This window comes from Gordonia sp. NPDC127522, from assembly GCF_042672305.1.
Lineage (GTDB): Bacteria > Actinomycetota > Actinomycetes > Mycobacteriales > Mycobacteriaceae > Gordonia > Gordonia hongkongensis.
This window is the reverse complement of the sequence record NZ_JBHXVK010000023.1, coordinates 39447-59607: the sequence shown is the minus strand read 5'-3', so window position 1 is coordinate 59607 and position 20161 is coordinate 39447. Positions and strand designations below refer to the sequence as shown.

Annotated in this window: 2 protein-coding genes; both read right to left on the bottom strand. The window is 69.7% G+C overall.

The window, feature by feature from the left end; genetic code table 11:
- On the bottom strand, positions 1-11717 hold an 11717-nt coding region (locus tag ACFVHY_RS22665), incomplete at its 3' end, for an amino acid adenylation domain-containing protein (protein WP_390275594.1).
- 58 nt (positions 11718-11775) lie between these two features.
- Positions 11776-19911: an amino acid adenylation domain-containing protein gene (locus ACFVHY_RS22660; RefSeq protein ID WP_390275593.1), complete on the bottom strand. Its 8136-nt coding sequence runs from the start codon at positions 19909-19911 to the stop codon at positions 11776-11778.
- Positions 19912-20161: the final 250 nt, after the last annotated feature.

Sequence of the window (20161 nt, the reverse complement as noted above, 5' to 3'; positions counted from 1 at the left end):
ATCGAGGAAACGAGATCGACGCCGCGGGAGGTCGCCACGGCGACGAGATCGCCGGTGGACACCCCACGCGCGCGCAGGGCCGCGGCGACCGCGGCGGAACGCTCGTCGATCTCGCGGTAGTCGAGTGTGGACGTGGTGTCGGTGACCGCCGGACGATCGGCATGCGCGCGCGCTGCCCGCGCGAACAACTCGGCGAGCGAGACATCGGTGTTGCGGGTCCGGGTGACCGGCGGCGTGAGCCCGCTGCGGTATCCGGCGTCGTCGAGCAGGGAGATGGCCCCGACCTCCGTGGCCGGGTCGGCGACGAGGGTCGCGAGGATGCGGATCAACGCATCCGAGTAGACCTGCACCTGCCGCTCGTCGAAGGCGGCGGGCAGATACTTCAGTTTCAGCTCGATCTGGTCGCCGACCACGCCGGTCACCAGGTTGAGCGGGTAGTGGGTCGAGTCGGTGGCGTCGAGGTCCTCGATCCCGATGCCGCCGGCGTCGGCCCCCTGCTTCAGGGACTGGGCGTCGACCGGATAGGACTCGTGCACCGCGAGGGTGTCGAACAGCTGTCCGCGACCGACGAGTGCGGTCAGCTCGGGCAGTCCGAGGTGCTGGTGGTCGAGCACCGCGACCTTCGAGGACTGCAGCGCGTCGAGGACGTCGGCGGCGCGGGCGCCCGGGTCGACGTCCGCGACCGCGGGCAAGGTGTTGATGAAGAGGCCGACCATCGTCTCGACGCCGTCCAGATCGGCCGGACGTCCGGAGACGGTCTCGCCGAAGACGACCGTGCGCTGGCCGGTGATGCGCGAGAGCAGCACCGCCCAGGCGAACTGCATCACCGTCGAGACGGTGACTCCCCGTGCGCGCGTGAGGTCGTCGACGGCGGAGGTGATCTCGGCCGGGAGCAGCACGCTGTGATCGCGCGGAAGCTGATCGGAGGTCGCCTCGCGGCCGGAGCCGACGAGGGTCGGCTCGTCGACGGCGGACAGCACCGACCGCCAGGCCGCCAGTCCCGCTTCGGTGTCGGAGGCGGCGATGTACCGCAGGTAGTCGAAGTAGTCTCCCCGAGCCCCGGATTCGGCGGCGACGGTGCCGGTGTAGGTCTGACCGGTGGCGTACAGCGCGAACAGGTCGGCCATGATCAGCGGGCTCGACCAGCCGTCGATCAGGATGTGGTGGCTGGTGACGACCAACGTAGAGCGTGTGCCACTGCGGACGAGGACGAACCGCATGAGCGGGCCGGACTCGAGGTCGAACGGCGTCGCGCGTTCGACCTGCGCGACCGCGTCGATCGCGTCGTCGCCGTTATCGGCGTCCACTGTCCGCCAGGGGATCTCGACCGTCTCCGGAACCACCGCGACGACCTCGCCGCTGGGTACCCGGACGAAACTGGAGCGGAGTACCCGATGGCGGGCGAAGACCTCGCGCACGGCCTCGGCGAGACGGGTGGCGTCGACCTCACCCTTGAGCGTGAGAACCGCCTGCGCGGTGTAGACGTCGACCGCCCCGGCTTCGCGGCCCGCCGCGGCGAGTTCGGCCTGGAACTGCAGGCCGCGCTGCAGCGGCGACAGCGGCCACACGTCGGCGCCCGGATACCGCCGGGCCAGGTGATCGAGATCGTCCTGGGTGACGCGCGCACCGAGGACATCCGACGGGGAGAGTCCCGGATCGCCGACGCGGGCGACCTCGTCGACGATGGTCGCGAGCTCGGCGTCCCAGCGCCGCGCGAGGTCGTCGACCGCCTCGGTGTCGATCGCGCCGCGCGGGAACGTGAATCCCGCGACGAACTCGCGACCGCTGTCGCCGATCGCGATTCCCGCGTTGATGCTCAGCAGGTTCGGCACGACCATGGCGCCGGTGACCGTGCCGGGCAGGCGCGGTGCGGCGGGGTCGGGCAGGAATGGCATGCCCGCCTCGCCCACGGCCGAGGCGTTCTCGCCGCCGGCCCCGGTTCCCGCGACGTTGCCGAGGTAGTTGAAGCCGATACTCGGCAACGGTCGCCGGGACAGCTCGGTGTCGCCGTAGCGGAGGAGTCCGTAACCGATCCCGTTGTCGGGCTGGCCGACCCGCTCCTCCTTGGCGAGCTTGACCGTGTGGACGGCGTCACCGCGGACGTCGACGGCCATCGGCGCGATGGTCGTGAACCACCCGACGGTCCGGGACAGATCCACGGTCCGCGGATCGGTTCCGCGTAGCAGGGTTTCCTCGTATCGGCCGTGACCCTCGAGCAGGATGGTCACCGGCCGGTCGTCGGCGATGCCCCGGGCCTGCTGCCACGACCGGACAGCGCGCGCCAGAGCAGCCACGAGAGCGTCGTTGACGTTGCCGCGGAAGGCGGTCGGCACCGACGTCAGCAGCGCCTCGGTCACCGACGAGCCGACCGTGTGCACCACGGTCTCGGTGGTCGACATGCGGTCACGCGTGCGGTCGACCTCCGCCCCGAGGTCGGTGACCCGTTCCGGCGACCGTTCGAGCCAGTAGCGCAGCTCGTCGGATCGCCCGGCCCGCTGGGCATCGAGCGCGGCGGTGAAGGCGCGCGCCGAGGTGACCTCCGGTCGCAACGAATACGCCTGACCGCCTTGATGTTGCGCCCACGCGGTCAGCAGGTCCTCGATGATGACCCGCCACGAGACGGCGTCGACGCCCAGGTGGTGGATGACGACGACGAGCCGTGCGGCGGCGTCGGGGTCGGTGACCAGAACGGCCGCGACGAGCTGCCCGGTGGTCGGGTCGAGACGCCGCGAGGCGTCCTCGAAGGCCGCGACGACGGTGTCGGAGAAGCCGAGGTCGGCGGTCCGTACCGGACTCGCGAGGGCGGTGACGGCGCCGGGATGCAGTGGGGCGACGCCGGTGCGCATGAGCCATTCGCCATCGGCCTGCCCGGGTTCGACCGCCGCGCTGAGCATCGGATGCACGGACACGACCTGCGCGAGGAGTTCCTGCGCGATCTCGACGGTGAGTCCGGCCGGCGCGGTCAGCACCATGGACTGGGAGAAATCGGCGAAGTCGGTGACCACGTCGGTCTGATCGAGGATCCACGAGACCACCGGCGGCACGGCCATCGGGCCGATCCCGCCGCCGGCCGGTTCCTCGAGGGCGGGCACCCGCTCGCCACGGGCGCCGACGGCGCGGGCAATCGCCCGAACGGTCTTGTGCTCGAAGATGTCTCGAGGCGACACATCGATCCCGGCGGCCCGCGCGGCCGAAGCGACCTGAATGGACATGATGGAATCGCCGCCGAGGGCGAAGAAGGAGTCGGTGACGCTGACGCGTTCGAGACCCAGGAGTCCGGCGATGATCGTGGCGAGCTGCTGCTCGACCGGCGTCTCGGCGTCGACGTGATCGGAGTCGACCTCGATGGTCGGCGCGGGGAGTGCCCGACGATCGAGCTTGCCCACCGGGGTCAGCGGCAGTGCGTCGAGCACGACGATCCCGGCCGGCACCATGAACAACGGCAACCGGTCGGCGAGATGCTCACGCAGCGTGGCGATGTCGACTGCGTCGCGCAACACCACGTAGGCGGCGAGCGCCGCGACGACCGACTGTCCACTCGCGGCGAGCCCGCCGTCGGAGTCGACGCCGACGACGACCGCGGAGGCCACCGCGGGGTGATCGCCGAGCGCACTCTCGATCTCGCCGAGTTCGATACGCAGACCGCGAAGCTTGATCTGGTCGTCGCTACGACCGACATAGTCCACCGAGAGCGACCCGTCGCGGTCACGGGCCCAGCGGACGATGTCCCCGGTGCGATAGATCCGGTCGCCCGGCGCGCCGAAGGGGTTGGCGACGAAGCGCTCCGCGGTCAGACCGCGGCGCGCGCGGTAGCCGCGCGCCAGGGCCGGGCCGCTCACGTACAGTTCGCCCGCCACCCCGACCGGAACGGGGCGGAGCCGGGAGTCGAGCACCAGCAGGTCGACGCCGCCGATCGGCGGTCCGACGAGGACCGGTTCCTCGACCCGCATGGGCGGGCCGATCGCGACACCGATCGTGGTCTCGGTGGGTCCGTAGAGGTTCTGGAAGCGCACCAGTGGTGCCCAGCGGTCACGCAAGGTGTCCGGGACCGCCTCACCGCCCGCGTAGACGGTGTGCAGATCCGGGAGGTCGGCCGGATCGAGGGAGGCGAGCACTGTCGGGGTGAGGAATGTATGGGTCACGCGGTGCTCGCGCATGAAGTCCGCGAGCGGTGCACCGGCCACCGCGTCGCGGTGCCGGTACACGACGGAGGCACCCACGGTGAAGGCGAGCAGATACTCGAGTACGAAGGCGTCGAAACTGGGTGAGGCGAAACCCAGGACGCGTGAGTCCGGGGTGATTCCGGATTTCTCCGCGGCCTCGACGCCGAAGTTGCGCAGGCCGCCCGCGGTGACCTCGACGCCCTTGGGCGTACCGGTCGATCCGGACGTGTAGATCACGTAGGCCGTGTCGTCGGCCCCGACCGCGCTCGGCCGGTCGGCGTCGGTCACAGGCGAATCACTGGCCGCCGCGACGGCTTCGATGAGCTCCGGCGAGTCCAGTTCCAGCCACTCGCTGCCGGGAATCCCGGGCCCGGCCACGTCGCCGAGCGTGAGCCCGAGCCGCGCACCGGAATCGGTGATCATGTGCGACACGCGATCCGCCGGGTAATCCGGGTCGATCGGTACGTACCCGGCCCCGGTCTTGGCCACCGCCCAGATCGCGACCATCAGTTCCGCCGACCGCGGGATGAGCAGCGCGACCAGGGTGCCGCGGCCGATGCCCCGATCCAGCAGGTGACGAGCCAGCCGGTTCGACGCGGCATCGAGCTCGCCGTACGTCAATGACCGCTCGGGGTCGACGACCGCGGTCCGGTCCGCTCCGCCGCGCCGGACCGCGACGGCGAACAGCTCGGCCAGCGGCACGGCCGGCGTCGCGGGCTGACGGCCCACGGGGGTCAGCAGCTCGCGCTCGTCGGTGTCGAACAGGTCGGCGTCACCGACCGGCACGGTCGCGTCGGTGACCAGCTCGTGCAGCAACCGCGCGAATCGATCCATCATCCGCGCGACCGTCGCCTCGTCGAACAGGTCCGTGGCGTAGTTGACCCGGCCGATCCAGGACCCGGCGCGACCCCCGCGGAGTCCGACCGTCAGGTCCACCTTGGCCGAGTTCTCCTCGGTCTCCACCACTTCCACCGCGAGCTCGTCGATGTCGGCGACGAGAGTGGACGGATCCGCGGGAGTGGGGTCGACGGTCAGCAGGATCTGCGTCAGCGGCGCGAAGGCCTCCGAACGTGACGGCGCGAGTGCGTCCACGACCGCCTCGAAGGGGGCATCGGCGTGGGCGAAGGCGTCGAGATCGGTGACCCGCACGGCGTCGAGAAGGTCGGCGAACCGCTGCGCCGGGTCGACCACGGTCCGCAGCACGAGCGTGTTCACGAACATGCCGACCAGCGGATCCAGCGCGGCGTCGCCGCGTCCGGCGATCGGGGTGCCGATGGCGATGTCGTCGGTGGCCGAGAGTCGCGACAGCAGCACCGCCAGTGCCGCATGGATGACCATGAACTCGGTGACACCACGCTCGGTGGCGAGATTTCGGACGAGATCTGCTGTCGCCGAGTCGATCTCGAAACCGACTTCGGCGCCGGCCATCGACGCGACCTTCGGACGCGGACGGTCGGCGGGGAGTTCGAGCACCTCGGGAAGCCCGGCCAGCGCGGTGCGCCAGTAGTCGACCTGCGCCGAGACCCGCGAATCCGGGTCGTCGATCGAACCGAGCTCACGACGTTGCCAGAGCGCGACGTCGGCGAACTGCACCTCCAGCTCGGCGAAGTCGGGCGAACGACCTTGGGAGCGCGCGACATACGCGGTCACCACGTCGGTGACGAGCGGGCGCATCGATTCGCCGTCGCCGGCGATGTGGTGGATCACGATGAGGACGATGTGCTCGAGGTCGTCGACGCGATGCACGCGGATGCGGATCGGTCGCTGCACGGCGACGTCGAAACCCGCACCGGCGGCGGCGAACAGGTCGGATTCCTCGTCGACGACAGCCCAGTCGAGTTCGGCGCCCACACCGGTCGCGTCCCCGATGACCTGTCGCGGTGCGCCGTCGATCGACGGGAACACCGTGCGGAGCACTTCCTGACGCTCGACGACGTCGACCATCGCGGCACGCAGCGCGGCGAGGTCGAGCTTGCCACGCAGGCGCAGGGCAATCGGGATGTTGTAGGCCGCCGAGCTGGTGTCGAACTGGTTGATGAACCAGATACGTTGCTGCGCATAGGACAGCGGGATCTTATCCGGGCGCGGGCGCACCGCGGTGACCGGCGGGAGGCCGGGTACGCGGTCGGCGACGCGCTGCGCGAGCTCACGCACGCTCGGTGCGTCGAAGAGGTCGCGGACGCTGACCTCGACGCCGAGCGCCGCACCGGCGCGGGCCGCGACCCGCATCGCGGCCAGGGAGTTGCCGCCGAGATCGAAGAAGGAGTCGACGACCGAGACCCGCTCGACCCCGAGGACCTCGGCGACGACAGCGGCCAGGGCCTGCTCGGCCGGCGTCGTCGGCTCGACGATCTCGGACTTGGACACGGTGGGCGCCGGCAGCGCGCGCCGGTCGACCTTGCCGGAGGCGTTACGGGGCATCTCGTCGAGGACGACCCACAGTGTCGGGCGCAGGTGGGTGAGCAACCGTTCCGCGGCGAAGGCGCGGACCGTGTCGACGTCCACGGTGTCGCCCGGATGGCCCGTCAGGTAGGCGACGAGCGCATCACCCGCGGAGGTGGTGGTCACCGCGGCAGCAGCGGCGACCACGCCCGGCGCGGCGGACAGGACTGCCTCGGTCTCGCCGAGTTCGATGCGCTGTCCGTGGATCTTGACCTGGAAGTCGGCGCGGCCGAGATACTCGAGTTCACCGTCGGCGCGCCAGCGTGCGAGGTCGCCGGTTCGGTACAGCCGCGAGCCCGCTGGGCCGGCCGGGTCGGCGACGAACGCCTGGGCGGTCAGCGCCGGCGCGCCGGCATACCCGCGGGCCATCTGCGCGCCACCCAGGTACAGCTCGCCGGGAACGCCGGGCGGCACCGGGCGGAGGCGGTTGTCGAGGACCCGGGCCGTCACGCCCGGTGCCGGGCGGCCGATGGTGACGACCTCGACCGGTTCGACCAGGGGCCGGATCGTCGCGTCCACCGTCATCTCGGTCGGCCCGTACTGGTTGACGACCACCGCGTGCGGGGCGGCCGCAAGCGTCTCCTGCGTCACCGCGGGGGTGAGTGACTCACCGCCGGTGAAGATCTGACGCACCGAGGACAGACCGGTGGCGGGATCGAAGCTCTCGTCGAGGAACACCGCGAGCAGCGATGGCACGAACTGGACGGAGGTGACCCGCTCGTCGGCGATGACGCGGGCGAGATGCGCCGGATCACGGTGGCCGTCGGGTGCTGCGACCACGGCGGTGGCGCCCGCGACGAACGGCCAGAACAGCTCCCAGACCGAGGCGTCGAAGGTGTAGGGGGTCTTCACCAGCACCCGTTCGTCCGCCGGGTCACCGGTGTAGGCCCCGAACCAGGACAGCATGTCGTGCAGGCCCCGGTGGGTGACCGTCACACCCTTGGGCTGTCCGGTCGAGCCCGAGGTGAACAGCGTGTAGACCGGGTGCCCGGCGCGCAGCGCCACCGGACGATCCGCGGGGGTGAGGGGAGCCGACGCAGCGGTCGCGAGCGCGTCGAGATCGACGGTGACGAAGGTTTCCGGAACGGCGGACGCGGCCTCGGCCCAGCTCGGACGTGCCCCGGCGACGACCACCGTCGACGCACCGGACAGCGCCAGCTGCCGGCGGACGACCTCGGCCGGCGCCTCTGGGTCGATCGGCACGTAGGTTCCGCCGGCGAGCACGATCCCGTGGATCGCGACGAGCATCTCGACCGACCGCGGAACGGCAACCGCGACTGCCACATCCGGCCCGACACCCTGCTCGAGCAGTCGTCGTGCGAACGCGTGGACCAGCGCACCGTACTCGGCATGGTCGTAGGTGCGCCCGCCCGCGCGAACGGCGGGGCGGGAAGCGTTGCGGACGAACGAGTCCGCCAGCGCATCCGCGACCGTGACGACCTGCCCGGGACCGGCGTCGGTGTCAGCCGCACCGACCCATCGTTCGATCGCCTCGTGCTCGGCCGAGGTCATCAGCTCGGCGTCGCCGACAGGCGCATCCGGGTCCGCGGTCAGGGCGTCGAGAAGGCGGACGAACCGATCGGCGAACAGGCGCACCGATTCCGCGTCGTACAGGTCGGTCGCATAGAGCACCGAGCCCTGCCAGTTGTCGCCGTTGTCGGCGATGCCGACGGTCAGGTCGACGCGCGCGGAGAGTTCGTCCGGTTCGGCCGGGGTCACGGCCAGGCCGCCGGCCTCGCCGATCGTCCCCCCGCCGATCGTCAGCGTCTGCGAGGCCAGGTCGGCGATGGCGGACTGGTCGAAGGCGAGCCACACCTGCGCGAGGGGCGCGTAGGCCTCGGTGCGCAGCGGGTTCACCCGTTCGACGACCGCCTCGAAGGGGATGTCCGCGTTCGCGAAGGCCTCGAGATCGGTGCGGCGGACGTCGTCGAGCAGCTGGCCGAAGCCGGCCGAGGAGTCGACTCCGGTCCGGAGGACCAACGTGTTGACGAACATCCCGACCATCGGGTCGAGGATCGACTGGCCACGACCGGCGATCGGCGTTCCGACGGTGATGTCCTCGGTCGCGGACAGGCGCGACAGCAACACCGCGAGCGCCGCATGCGCGACCATGAACGGGGTCAGCCCGCGATCGCGGGCCAGACGCGCAACGCGCTCCGAGACCTCCTGCGGCACACTGAATTCGACGCGTGCACCGCGCTGTGAGGCCACGGCCGGACGTGGACGGTCGGTGGGCAGCTCGAGCACGTCGGGCGCGCCGTCGAGTTGCCGCGCCCAGTACTGGAGCTGTGCCCCGATGAGCGAGGAGTCGTCGGTGGCGGCGCCGAACACCCGACGCTGCCACAGCGCGACGTCGGCCATCTGGACCGGCAGCGGTTCGAACGCGGGCGCACGCCCGGCGACCCGTGCGGTGTACGCGGTGATCAGGTCGGTCACCAGCGGCGCCAGTGATTCGCCGTCACACGAGATGTGGTGCACCACCATGCCGAGGACCGCCTCGGTGTCCGAGATCCGGGAGAACCCAACGCGCACCGGCAGTTCCGCGACCAGGTCGAACCCGCCGAGCATCACCTGCGGCAGCGCCGCTTGCGGCACCTCGCGCCAGTCGAGCATCGCAGCCGCCGCCGAGGGGTCGTGGACGAGTTGGTAGGCGTCGCCGTCGGCTTCGGGATAGGTGGTCCGCAGGACCTCGTGGCGCGTCATGACGTCGAGCAACGCCGCACGCAGCGCGTCGGCGTCCACGTCGCCCGACAACCGCAGGACCATCGGGATGTTGTAGGCGGGCGAGGCCGGGTCGAACCGGTTGATGAACCACATGCGCTGCTGTGCAAGCGACAGCGGGATGCGGTCCGGACGGTCGGCGACGGGCTCGATCGGGGGCAACCCCGGGCGCTTCGACGCCGCGGCCAGTGCGAGGTCGCGAACCGTCGGGGCGTCGAAGAGGTCACGGACGGTGAGGTCGACGCCGAGCGTCTCCGCGGCGCGGCCGACGATGCGGGCGGCCAGCAGCGAGTTACCACCGACGTCGAACACCGACTCGACGACACTGATGTCCTCGAGACCCAGTACCTCCGCGAAGATGTCCCGCAGGGCCGCCTCGGTGTCGTTCTCGGGCGCGACGAACTCGGTCGTCGACGCCAGCACCGGCCGCGGCAGTGCGCCGCGGTCGAGTTTGCCGTTCTGGGTCAGCGGCAGCCGCTCGACCGCCATGACGACGTCGGGGACCATGTATTCCGGCACCGTGGTCGCGACTCGGCGGCGGACGAGTTGTTCGTCGAGTTCGACGCCCGGCTCGGGAACCACGTAGGCGGCGAGGATCTCGCCACGGTCGGGCAGGTCCACGACGTTGGCCGCACCCGCCGAGATCCCGTCGAGGCCCAGCAGCGCGGCCTCGACCTCGCCGTATTCGATGCGGAAGCCGCGGAGCTGGACCTGGGCGTCGCCCCGACCGAGGTACTCGATGTCGTCGCCGACGCGGCGCGCCAGATCGCCGGTCCTGTACATCCGGTCGCCGGAACCGTTGGACGCGAACGGGTTCGCAACGAACCGGGTGGCGCTCAGACCGGCTCGACGCAGATAACCCTGCGCGAGTTGCGTTCCGGTGACGTACATCTCGCCGATGACACCCTCGGGCACCGGCCGCAGCCGCGAATCGAGGATGTGGATGTCCAGCGACGACAGCGGCCGTCCGATGAACGACGCGTCACCCGCCGACACCGCGTCGCGGTCCAGCGCGCGATAGCTGACGTGCACCGTGGTTTCGGTGATGCCGTACATGTTGACCAGCTGCGCACCGTCGGCCGGGTTGTCGTCGAACCACCGCCGGACCTGTTCGAAACTCAGCGCCTCACCACCGAACACGATGTAGCGCAGCGCAAACGAGGCCTGCTTGTGCCGCTGTGCGGTGATGAGCTGGTAGAAGGCCGACGGCGTCTGGCTCAGCACCGTGACCCGCTCGGTCTCGAGCAGCTCGACGAAGGCGTCCGGATCGCGCGTGGTGTCCTGGTCGACCACGACGACGCGTCCGCCGGTGACCAGCGGTCCCCAGATCTCCCAGACCGAGAAGTCGAACGCGTAGGAGTGGAACAGCGTCCACACGTCGTCCGGACCGAACGAGAACTCCTGCGCCGCGGCCTTCATGAGCGCGACGACCTCGTGATGCGAGACGACGACGCCCTTCGGCCGGCCCGTCGAACCCGAGGTGTAGATCAGGTAGGCCGGCAGCCGCTCGTCGAGGGCCTCCCCCGCTCCCTGAACAGCCCCGGAGCTTGCGGAGGGGCGTGCCTCCTCTGCCCCCTGAGGAGCCCCGTAGCTTGCGGAGGGGCGTGCCTCCTCTGCCCCCTGAGGAGCCCCGGAGCTTGCGGAGGGGCGTCTCGAAGGGTCCCCGGCCGCCAACTCCTCGGGCGCCGCGAACCGCACGTCGATGACGTCCCACGCCGCGGCGAGGTCTGCGTCGGCGAGCACCAGCAGCGGTGCGGCGTCGTCGATGATCGACTGCGCGCGCGCGACCGGCTGGGAGCGGTCGAGAGGAAGGTATGCGGCCCCGGTCTTGAGGACGGCGAGCAGGGCCACGATCAGCTCGGCACGGCGCGCGAGCGCGACGCCGACGAGGCCGCCCGAACCTGCGCCGATGGCGCGGAGTGCGCCGGCCAGCACCTCGGAACGATCGTCGAGCTCGCGATAGGACAGTACGGTGCCGGTCGCGTCGCTGACCGCGGGCCGGTCGGCGTGGCGGGCCACGGCGGAACGGAAGAGCCCGGGCAGTGAGCCGAGGTCGGTACTGCCGATCAGCTCCAGGGCCCGCTCTCGGATCAGCGCGATCGCGCGCCGGGTGGCGTCGGCGATCTCCGCGGGCGCGCGACCGGCGGCGGCCTCGGTCTGGGTGACCCCGGCGCCGACGGCTGCCTCGGTGTCGAGCCCCTGCGCGATGAAGATCTGGGCCGTTGCCGAGACGCGTGCGTACAGCTCACCGAAGGTGACCGGACCGGACGCCGCCTCGTAGGCGGTCTCGGAGGGTGCGACGCCGGCCGAGAAGGCGATCAGGTGCAATGTCGAAGGCCGCGAGCCCCAGGTGAGAGAAATGTTGGAGGCCGTTGAATCGACATCGGTCACGTCTGAGTCATTCCTTTGGTCGACTGCACTGCTTCGTTCCCGCGGGACCCGCCTCCGGTCACGGCGCGCCATCCAGAACCCGGAGGGCGTTGGTGCGGAGCTCTCCCAGTACGTCACCGAGTGCGTCGGGCCCCGACACCGCGAGGCCGGGCAACAAGCTCATCAGCGCGGTGGTGAGGGCAGAGTCCGGGTCAGGGAGTGCGGCAGCCATCGCATCACTGATCGACGACAGCACCGTGAACGTTACCTGCGCATCCTGATGTGCGGCCGCCACCGCATCCGGCTCTGCGACGGTGGCACGGGCCACCAGATCGGGGAGCGAGACGGCGCGTTCGGCGTCGGCGATGTCACCGGCCGCCGCCTGTTCGGCCGCGGTGACGATGTCGATGTCGCCCACCAGCACCTGCGGGTTCTCCGACACCTCCTCGAGTACTCGCAGGTACCGCTGCGCACAGCTCTCGACCGTGTTCTTGGTGAAGATGTCGGCGGCGTAGATCAACTGGCCCGTCATTGAATCAGCGTCCTTTGCTGCCGGTGCACCGAAGTCGTTCGGGAACAACGTGAGCTGGAGATCCACCTTGGCTGGGGTCAACTGCTCGGATACCGGTGCGATCGTCATCGAGTCCATGTCGAGCGAGGGGATGGTGAAGTTCTGGTAGGCGAACATCACCTGATAGATCGGGTTGTAACTGGTGGGCGGCGAGGAGAGAACAGATGACACGATCGTATCGAACGGGATCTCGGCGTTCGCCATGTCCGCCAGGTCCTCGTCGCGGACCCGCTGCAGCAGCTCGGCGAACTTCTCTTCGTCCTGGAGCCGCGACCGCAGGGCCAGGGTGTTGACGAACATGCCGACCACGCCGTCGAGTTCGGGCTGACCCCGCCCGGCGAACGGGGTGCCGATCACGATGTCGCGCTGGGTGGTCAGCCGACTCAGAAGCACCACCAGTGCGGTCTGCATCACCATGAACAGTGTCGCGTTGTGCTGGCGCGCGACCGCCTCGAGCTTGTGCACCAGGCCGCCGTCGATGTCGAAGCGCACCTCCTCGCCGACGAAGGACGGCGTCCGCGGGCGGGGACGGTCGGTTGGCAACTCCAGCCGGGCCGGCGCGTTGTGGAGCCGGTCGGCCCAATAGGCGAGCTGTCGGTCCGCCTCGGTCGTCCCGTCGGGCCCGGGGACGGCAAGGGCCTCCTGCTGCCACAGCGTGTAGTCCAGGTACTGGACCGCGAGCGGCTGCCACTCCGGCCGGCGGCCGGCCGCCCTCGCCGAATAGGCGGTCATGACATCGGTGGCCAGTGGCAGCATCGAGGCGCCGTCCGCGGTGATGTGGTGGACGACGAAGACCAGGATGTGCTCGGTCTCGGTGAGCCGCAGCAACATCATCCGCAGCGGCGGCGCGATCGTGACGTCGAAGCCACGGCCGGTGAACTCCGCGATCACCGGCACGGGGTCGCCATCGACGTCGACGACGCTGCGCTCGAGCAACTCGAGTGCCGCGTCCCGGTCGAGCACGAGCTGGATCGGCTCGCCGTCGATCAGCGGATAGCGCGTCCGCATCGACTCGTGGCGGTCGATGAGGTCCTCGATGGCGCCGCCGATGGCGTCGGTGTCCAACTGTCCCGACAGTCGCAGCGCCATCGCGACGTTGTAGGCCGGCGACGCCGGATCGGCCCGGTTGATCAACCACATGCCGCGTTGTACGGCGGACAACGGCGCGCGGTCCCCGTGCGTGCGAGCCACCAGACGTGGCCGGCGCGAGGGAGTTCCGTGGTCGCTGGCGAATGTCGCCATCGCGCGCACCGACGGCGCGTCGAACACCGCGGCGACGGGGATGTCGACCTCGAGGTCGGCCGACAACCGGGCCGCGACCTTGGTCGCGCTCAACGAGTTCCCGCCGAGGTCGAAGAACGACTCGGCCACGCTGATCCGGTCCACGCCCAGGACATCGGCGAACACCCGGGCGATGACCCGCTCGGTCGCGGTGCTCGCGGGCACGAATTCGGCGGTCTCGATCACCGGCGCGGGCAACGCTTTTCGATCGACCTTGCCCGCCGAGTTGAGCGGCATGCCCGACAGCGGCATCCAGATCGTCGGCACCATGAACTCCGGCACCGTCCCGGTCAGATGCGACTGGGCCTCGGCCGGGCTGACGGAGTCGGGCGAGTAGTAGGCCACCAGGCTCTGTCCGGCGGCGAGGTCGGCGACCGTCACCGCCGTGTGGACGATGCCCGGCACCGACATCAGCGCCGACTCGATCTCGCCGAGCTCGAGGCGCTGACCCCGAAGCTTGACCTGGAAGTCGTTGCGGCCCAGGTACTCGATCTCTCCGGCGGGGCTCCACTTGCCGAGATCGCCGGTGCGGTAGAGCCGCGACCCGGACGGCCCATACGGGTCGGCCACGAAGCGTTCGGCGGTGAGCCGGCCCTGCGAGACGTATCCACGCGCCAGTTGGACGCCGCCGAGATAGATCTCACCGGGCACGCCGACCGGGAGCGGACGCAACCGGTGGTCGAGGACGTGGATCGTCGTGTTGGGCACCGGTCGCCCGATCGGTACGACCGTCTCCGAACCGCGGACGTTGTGCTCGGTGACGTCGACCGCGGCCTCGGTGGGCCCGTACAGATTGTGCAACCCGACGGCGGGCAGCGCGGTGCGCAGGCCACTCGCGGTCGAGGCGGTCAATGCCTCCCCCGAGGTGAACACCTGACGCAACGAGCTCAGTTCGGCCAGCCGGTCCGCACCGACGACGTCGAGGAAGGTCGACAGCATGGACGGCACGAAATGCAGTGTGGTCACGTCCGCGTCCTGGATGATGTCCACGAGGTACGACGGATCCCCGTGCCCGCCGGGCTCGGCGACCACCAGCCGAGATCCGGAGATGAAGGGCCAGAACAATTCCCACACCGACACATCGAAGGTCACCGGCGTCTTCTGCAGAACCACGTCGCGCTGGGTGAGCGTGTAGTTCTCCTGCATCCAGTCGAGGCGGTTGACGATCGCGCGATGCGACACGACGACACCCTTGGGGCGTCCGGTCGACCCGGACGTGAAGATCGTGTACGCGGCGTTCTCCGGACCGAGCGGCCCGCGACGCTCGGTCGAGGCGAGCGGTGCCGCGCCCGGATCGACCTCGGCCGCGGCGTCGACCACGGTGACCGTGACGCGGTCGGCGAGGTCGTCGACCACGGCGGGGCGGGGCCCTGGTCCGACGAGTACGCGCCGGGTACCGGCGGTCTCGAGCATGTAGTCGGCGCGATCGACCGGCGCCTCGGTGTCGAGCGGAACGTACTGACCACCTGCCAGCACGATGGCGTGCACCGCGACGAGTAGTTCCACCGAGCGCGGGACGCACACGGCCACCGCGACGTCCGGACCCACACCGTCGTCGATCAGCTGTCGCGCGAGAGCAGTTGCACGAGAAGCGAATTCGCCGTAAGTGACCTCGCGGCCCGCGAAGACCAACGCCACCGCGGCGGGATCCCGCCGATATCCGGTCAGCAGCGCAGCCGACAGATCCGGCGCGGACAGTTCCCGCGCGGCGCCGCGGGACCAGCCCCGGACCGTGTCCACCTCGGCCTCGGGGAACGCGAAGAGATCATCGACGCGCAGCGCTTGTCCGGCATCGTCACGCCCGAGCGAGCCCGCGATCGTCCCCAACACATCGTGGAGGTAGCGTGCGAACCGTTCGATCGTGCGCTCGTCGAACAGATCACGCGCATATCCGAACGCCACCGAGATCTGACCGGCGTGGTCGCCGGCGTCGGAGAACTCGACGACACTGAGCGAGAGGTCGTACTTGGCGAACGGTGCCCGCGCGTCGATGAGGCTGATGCCGGCCTCGTCCTCGAACAGCCGCTCGACCTGATCGTGCTGCATCACCAGCTCGACCTGGAACAGCGGCGAATGCGAGGTGGAGCGGCGCGCACCCACCGCGTCGACGACCTGCTCGAACGGCACATCGGCATTGCTGAGGGCCTGCGCGCGAGTGTGATTGGCCTCGCGCAGCAGACTGTTGAGATCGGTGTCGGGGTGCACCCGGGTGCGCAGCACCAGCGTGTTGACGAACATGCCGATCAGGTCGGCGAGTTCCGGCTCGTCCCGCCCGGCGATCGCGGTCCCGATGGCGACGTCGTCGCTGCCGCTGAGACGCGACAACACCACGGCGAGCGCAGCATGGAAGATCGCGAAGACGGTCACCCCGTGCTGAGCGGCCACCGCGTGCAACCGGGCGACGGTGTCGGCGTCGAGGAGGGTGTCGACGTAACCGCCTGCGCCGGAGGGCCTGATGGGCCGAGCCCGATCGGTGGGCAGCGAGATGAGCTCGGGCATCCCCGCCAGTTCGGCGCGCCAGAAATCGAGCTGCGCCGACATGAGCGAGGTGTCGTCGGCGGCCTCCCCCAGGACGTCGCGCTGCCACAACGCGTAGTCGGCGTACTGCACCGGCAGCGGGCGCCATGCAGGCTGCTCGTGAGCGAGCCGCGCGGCGTAGGCCGTCAGGACGTCGGTGATCAACGGTCCCAGCGAAGCGCCGTCGCCCACGATGTGGTGCATGACGACGATCAGGACGTGATCGAGCGTTCCGTCGGGCGCCACGGAGCGGAAAAGTCGTGCGCGGACCGGATATTCGTAATTCAGGTCGAAACCGGTCACCGCGAAGTCGGCGAGCCTGCGTTCGGTGTCCGCGGGTGCCACATCGACCACGTCGAACAACCGGGCCGCGGCCGCCGCCTGCGCCGAATGGATGAACTGGTAGGTCTCCCCGTCCTCGTCGGGGAACGTCGTCCGCAACGGCTCGTGCCGCGCGATGACGTCGTCGATCGCCGCGGCCAGCGCGGTGGCGTCGACGTCGGCGCCGAGCCGCACCGCTCCCGGGATGTTGTAGGCCGGCGAGGTCGGGTCCAGACGGTTGATGAACCAGAGACGACGTTGGCTGAACGCCAGCGGAATCCGGTCCGGGCGCGCCTGCGGCACGAGCTCCGGCCGGCGCGCGGCGGCGTCGTCGGTCACCGGTGTCGCAACCCGGATGATGTCGCCGAGGCTCTGACTCTCGAAGACGTTGGCCAGCTTGATGTCGAGCCCGACGACGGTGCGCAGGCGCGACGCCAGTCGGGCCGCGGTGAGCGAGTCCGCGCCGAGGGCGAAGATGTTGTCCTGCAGCCCGATCGGCTCGATGTCGAGCAGCTCTTCGACGATGGCGACCACTTCGCGTTCCCGCGGAGTCGACGGCGCGACGTAGGCGACCCGTTCGTCACGCGCGAACACCGGCGCGGGCAGCGCCTGCCGGTTCAGCTTGCCGTTCGCGGTGAGGGGCAGCTCGTCGATCAGCATGACGGTGTCGGGCACCATGTATCCGGGCACATGGGCGCGGACCTGCTCGCGGATTTCGGCTTCGTCGAGCTCGCAGCTGTTTTCGGCGACCGCGTATCCCACCAGTTTCGCCCCGCCGACCGATGCCGCGTCGGTGACGACCGCAGCGGCCGCGGCGACGCCGTCGACGGCACGCAGCGCCGTCTCGACCTCGCCCAGTTCCACACGGAATCCCCGCAACTGCACCTGGGTGTCGGCGCGCCCCAGATACTGGACATCGGTACCGATCCGCCGGCCGAGATCGCCGGACCGGTACATCCGCTCGCCGGTGCCGTACAGGTCGGCGACGAATCGGGTCGCCGTGAGGCCGTGGCGGTTGCGGTACCCGCGCGCGAGTTGTCCGCCGACGACGTAGATCTCGCCGACCGCACCCTCGGGCACCGGACGCAGGCGGTTGTCGAGGACCCGCAGGCCGAGCGAGTTCAACGGACGGCCGATGAGGCTCGCACTCTCATCGCGCACCAGATCGGGATCGAGCGGACGGTAGGTCACGTGGACCGTCGTCTCGGTGATGCCGTACATGTTGACGAGTTCGATCTCGTCACCGAACGCCTCGTACCAGTTGTGCACCTCGTCGAAGCGCAGCTCCTCGCCACCGAAGACGATGTAGCGCAACGCCAACGACGTTCCCGTCCGGCGCCGGACGTCGGCCACGATGCTGAACGCCGAAGGCGTCAGGGACGCCACGGTGATCTGCTCGTCGGCGAGCAACTGCAGGAACTCGGCGGGCGCGCGGGCGACCATTCGGTCCACGATCACGGCACGACCGCCGGTGAGCAGCGGGCCGAAGATCTCCCACACGGAGAAGTCGAAGGCATAGGAGTGGAAGACCGACCACACGTCCTCGGGCGTGAACTCGAAGTCGGCGGACGCCGCGTCGAGCAGCGTGGCGACGTTCCGATGAACGATCTCGACACCCTTGGGCGCCCCCGTCGATCCGGAGGTGTAGATGACGTAGGCCGTCGCCTCCGGGGTCCGCGGGCCGCGCGGTACCGAGACCGCGGCGACTTCCGGAGTCCCCGCCTCGTCGAGGAGATGTCCGGCCTCGACGACCTCGCACTCCCCCGCCCACCCGGGCCGATCGCCGTCGGAGACGATCAGGCACGCCGGCGCGGCGTCGTCGACGATGTAGCGCAGACGCTCTTCCGGATTGCCGGTGTCGAGTGGCAGGTATCCCGCTCCCACCTTCAGCACGGCCAGCATCACGACGACGAGACTCGTGTCGCGCGCCGTCGCGACGCCGACCAGGTCGCCTGCTCCGATACCGCGAGCGTGCAACGATCGCGCCATCGCGTCCGAGCGGCTCGCGAGTTCGGCGTAACTGAGGGTCGTGCCGCCGGCGTCGGAGACCGCGCCCCGGTGACGATGAGCGGTCGCGACCTCGTCGAACATCTCGACGAGGGTCGGCGTGGTCGCCCGCGGTCGTGGCTGTGGAAGTGCCTCGAGCAGACGGCGATCGGTGTCCACGAGCAGGCCGACGTCGGCGACGGGGGTGTCGAGTGCCTCCTCCGACAGGAACCGGTCCAGGAACGTCAGGAATCGCTGGTGCAGAGCGTCGAGTTCGGCCGGTGCGTACAGATGCGGGTTGCCGTGCAGGTCCACGACGAGCGGTGCGCCGGGGCTCGACTGGTACAGGTTGATCAGCAGATCCTCGAGGATGCCCGAAGTCAGGATCCGGTACTCCATCTCGGTGCCGTCGATGGCGACCTGCTCGTCGAAGAACACCATGTTGATGGTGGGTCCGAACGAGACCGAACTCTGATCGAGACCGGCGTCGCGGCGGATGTCGTCGGAGCGGTAGCGCTGGTGCCGCAGTGCGCCGGTCAGTTCGAGCTGCGCGGTCTGGATCAGCTCTCGCACCGACTTCGAGGCCACCTCACGCAACCGTATCGGCAAGATGTTGGACACCATGCCACCGGAGATCTTGATCTTGGCGGTGGCCCGGCCGGTGACCGGGAGGCTGAGGACGATGTCGTCGTGGTTGCTCATGCGCGCCAGGAACGCGCCGAACGCCGAGGTCATCAGGACGGCCAGCGAACTGTTCAGCTCACCGGCGAGGGCCTCGTACCGGCGTTGCCGGTCCGGGTCGAGAGCTGCACTGGCCACGACATTGTCGAACGACAGCGAACCGGTGGTGCCGACCTTGGACAGCGTCACCCGCTCCGGCAGGTCCGCGACGCGTTCGAGCCAGTGCGCGCGGTCGGTTTCCCGCCGGGTGCTGCCCTGGTACGCCTCCTCGTAGGCGACGATGTCGGCCATGGTGGCCGGCGACTTGTCGCGCGGTTCGTCCCCTCGGCGGAGAGCGTTGTAGCGGTCGACCGTGCGCCGCAAGATCGACAGCGCGGCGTAGCCGTCGATGATGATGTGGTGGGCGCGGTTGTACCAGAACGTGCGATCGTCGGCGATCAACAGGATCGAGACGACGATGAACTGGTCGGTGAGGAGATCCACCGGCTGGCGGTACTCGGCCTGCATCCAGGCCATCGCCGCGGCGACCGGGTCGGCCTCGGAACGGAAGTCGAGGATGTCGACGGTCTGGTCGAAGTCGACATCGACGTACTGCATGGGGATGCCGTCGATCTCGGTGAGACGGACGAACGGCGACTCGACGAGTTTGCCGACCTCTTCACAACACCGGGCGAAGAGGTCGATGTCCAGTCCGCCCGGCGCGTGGCGGATGTCCACGTACTGGGCGATGTTGACCGAGTATTCGGACGACAGCGATTCGGCGAACCACATGCCGCGCTGCGCCGCGGTGAGCGGGAGGACCTGAATGGTCTCGTCCACGTCACCCGGCGTACCGGCACGGTAATCGGCGATTGCCACGTCCTCTGAACACTCCCTCGTTAGTCCTGCAGTCGATCAGGACCTCGCACGATCCCGGCCGGTGAACCATCGAACGCACCATTCCGAACGCCTACACAAGTATTCGATCCTATTTCACTTACGGGTGGGTGCCGCGCCCGGGAGCGTCGGGTGACGCCTCTATCTATCGTGCATGGTAGGAGCACCGTTACAGCGGAACCGTCAGCTCATCGACTTACCCACCAGGTGGAATAGCAATCCCCCTTTCACG